General features: G+C 38.4%; 3 protein-coding genes. 1 reads left to right on the forward strand and 2 read right to left on the reverse strand.

Annotation, left to right across the window (positions count from 1 at the left end; genetic code table 11):
• Nucleotides 1-226 precede the first annotated feature (226 nt).
• Entirely contained in the window at nucleotides 227-1165 is a 939-nt protein-coding gene (locus QVO99_RS00160; RefSeq protein WP_022315555.1) for a ribose-phosphate pyrophosphokinase, read from the reverse strand.
• Between the two features lie 51 nt (nucleotides 1166-1216).
• Nucleotides 1217-1825: a hypothetical protein gene (locus tag QVO99_RS00165; RefSeq protein WP_022315556.1), complete on the reverse strand. Its 609-nt coding sequence runs from the start codon at nucleotides 1823-1825 to the stop codon at nucleotides 1217-1219.
• 117 nt (nucleotides 1826-1942) lie between these two features.
• Here QVO99_RS00165 and nspC point away from each other — a divergent pair, with 117 nt between their 5' ends.
• Entirely contained in the window at nucleotides 1943-3124 is a 1182-nt protein-coding gene (gene nspC / locus QVO99_RS00170) for a carboxynorspermidine decarboxylase (RefSeq protein WP_022315557.1), read from the forward strand.
• Nucleotides 3125-3293: the final 169 nt, after the last annotated feature.

The following is a 3293-nucleotide window of genomic DNA, read 5'->3' on the forward strand; positions in this document are numbered from 1 at the left end:
AATATGGGACCAGATGGTTGACGGTTTTATTGAATTTTGATTACAAGCTGATGTGTTTTTCGTATATTTAGTATGCAGCCTTCAGTTTTAAAATTATTTGTAATAATTCAACCGTATTTTTTGTTTTTCTGATATGCTTTATCAGGCTTTATTAATTATTTGTACTAATAATAATCCCCTATAGCAATATACTATAGGGGATAAGAAGTTATATTGTTTTTATACTTTATACCAAATATTGATCACTGATACTTTCGTTGTTGATAACTCTAGTGATTGTTTCAGCAAACATGTCAGCAACTGAGAGCTGCTTTACTTTAGCACAACGCTGTGAGTATGGTATTGAGTCGGTGAATACAATTTCCTCAAGTGCAGAATCCTGAACGCGCTCACTTGCAGGTCCACTCATTACACAGTGTGATGCACAAGCTCTGACGCTCTTGGCACCTGCTTGCTTCATGATATCTGCAGCTTTTGTAATAGTTCCTGCTGTGTCCACCATGTCGTCGATTATAATTACGTTCTTGTCTTTAACTTCACCGATAATCTGCATGCTTTCTACAACATTTGCTCTTGCACGTGTCTTGTTGCACAGAACCAGAGGACAGCCGAGATATTTAGCATAAGTGTTAGCTCTTTTACTTCCACCTACATCAGGAGAGGCAATTACCATATCCTTAAGGTGTAGGCTCTGGAGATATGGGAGAATTACACCTGAAGCATAGAGGTGGTCTACTGGTACATCAAAGAATCCCTGAATCTGGTCAGCATGGAGATCCATTGTTATCAGTCTGTCAATTCCTGCAACGCTGAGCAAGTCTGCAACAAGTTTGGCACCGATGCTTACACGTGGCTTGTCTTTTCTGTCTTGTCTTGCCCATCCGAAATAAGGAATTACAGCATTGATGGTCTTTGCTGAAGCACGCTTGGCAGCATCAATCATCAATAACAGCTCCATCAAGTTGTCAGAGTTTGGAAAAGTGCTTTGAACGAGAAATACGTCGCGACCGCGGATTGACTCCTCATATGACACTGCAAATTCTCCGTCAGAGAATTTCGTGATGAGAAGATTTCCAAGTGGACATTTTAAGCTTTGGCAGATTTTCTCTGCCAGGTACCTTGAATTTGTACCTGAGAACACCATGAAAGAGTTTTTATCACTCATTTTATTATTTATTTTGTTAGTTATGTTATTTTTCTTTTTTTAGATTTATGATTAAGATGTGGCTTTATGCAATTTTTCGAAATGCGCCATAAGCCTTTTATAGTCGATTTCTTTGTGGATGTCGAAACGGTTCCACAAATCATTGCAAATAACTACGCCTCCGAATCCTAATTCTTTTGCAATCTTAATATTATCTAAGTTCGTTTCACCGTAGGCATATATCCTTTTGTCTATGAATCCATTGCTTGATGCTGATTCTAGTTCTTTCAGCGACAATCCATCGCAGGTTCTGATGTCTGGATTGTCTTGGAAGTTGCATTTCAGAAACAGATATTCTGATTTTTTCTTGAAATCCTTTATTTGTGACAATTCCGTACATGTCCTGCTATATTTACCTTTATAGTCGTAGGGCAATTGCTCCGAAGGGGAATCAATATGTATCTTGCCAAGGCCGTACTCATTCTTAAGGTAGTAATGGTCATGAACGGTTATCTTACGGTAATAATTTTCAGGCAAGAGTGACAGCAAGCGCTCCGAGTACATAGGGGTGGATTGTGGCTTGTATAAATGTAAGTCGTCCATCCCCTCCTCAAAGAGAGTGGTCAATATCTTGTCCTCTTCCACAAAAAAAGTGGGCTTTGTCATTATAACAAGCTTCATTGCGTTTTTACTTTAGTGTTGCAAAAGTATGAATTTTATCCTAATAATACAATTTTGCAACTATAAAACTTTATCTTTGCACTATATTTTTGATTTTTAATTGATGAGTAAGATAAAATGGATAAGAAAATCGACGTTTTAGAAGATTTGAACAAACCGATGTTTGTTGTTGAGGAAAGACTTTTGCGCAGGAATCTGTCTTTGATAAAGTCTGTTGCTGACAGGGCTGGAGTAGAGATCATTTTGGCTTTCAAAGCATTCGCACTTTGGAAAACATTCCCGATTTTCAGGGAATACATTAATTCTACGACTGCCAGTTCTTATGCCGAGGCGAGGTTGGCTTATGAGGAGTTTGGCGCTCCTGCCCACACTTATTCTCCTGCTTATACAGATTATGAAATTGAAGATATTGCCAGAATGTCAAGTCATCTTACTTTCAACAGCTTGTCGCAATTTGGGCGCTTTGCAAAACTTGCAAAGGATACTAATCCAGGGCTGAGCATTGGATTGAGGGTTAATCCGGAATATTCGGAAATAGAAACGGAGCTTTATAATCCTTGTGCCAAAGGTTCCAGATTTGGTGTGCTGGCTTCTGATCTTCCAGATGTACTTCCTGAATTTATCGAGGGCTTCCACTGTCATTGTCATTGTGAGAGTGGCGCTGATGTGTTTGTACGCACATTGGAGCATATTGAGGGGAAATTCTCAAAATGGTTCGGCCAGATCAAATGGATAAATTTTGGTGGAGGTCATTTGATGACGAGAAAAGATTATGACGTAGAATTGTTGATTGATACATTGAAAAGTTTCAGAAAGCGTTATCCGCATCTGAAAGTTGTGATGGAACCTGGTAGTGCTTTTGCGTGGCAGACCGGACCGTTGGTTGCCCAAGTTGTGGATGTCGTGGAGAATTTTGGCATAAAGACGGCAATTCTTAATGTTAGTTTTACTTGCCATATGCCAGATTGCTTGGAGATGCCATACATGCCGGTAGTACGAGGTGCTGAAATTTTGGATGATCAGACTGCTTCAAAAAATGAGAAAATCACTTCACCTTATATATATAGGCTCGGAGGCAACAGTTGTCTTTCAGGGGATTTCATGGGAAAATGGTTGTTTGACCATGAATTGAAAGTAGGAGAGAGTCTGATTTTTGAAGATATGATACATTATACTACCGTTAAAACAAACATGTTTAATGGTGTTTCTCATCCTTCGATCGCAATTCTGAAAGAAAATGGTGAATTTCAAATTTTGCGCGAATTTGGCTATGAAGACTATAAAAATAGGATGAATTAGCCTAAATATGTAAAAATATCAGCAAAAATCCACTTTTTTTAGAAAAAAAACATGGAAATATTTGGAGGTTATTCAAAAACTCCTTACCTTTGCAACCGCATTTAGAGAAATGCACATTACAACAATAAAGTAATGGAAAAAGCGGAAATAGCTCAGTTGGTAGAGCACA

Source organism: Prevotella sp. CAG:592, from assembly GCF_000436015.1.
In the GTDB taxonomy this organism is placed as follows: Bacteria; Bacteroidota; Bacteroidia; order Bacteroidales; family Bacteroidaceae; genus Prevotella; species Prevotella pectinovora.

Bases quoted from the DNA above. Each gene is read 5' to 3' on its own strand.
- QVO99_RS00160 (WP_022315555.1), bottom strand. From the start codon at position 1,165: ATGAGTGATAAAAACTCTTTCATGGTGTTCTCAGGTACAAATTCAAGG.
- QVO99_RS00165 (WP_022315556.1), bottom strand. From the start codon at position 1,825: ATGAAGCTTGTTATAATGACAAAGCCCACTTTTTTTGTGGAAGAGGAC.
- nspC (WP_022315557.1), top strand. From the start codon at position 1,943: ATGGATAAGAAAATCGACGTTTTAGAAGATTTGAACAAACCGATGTTT.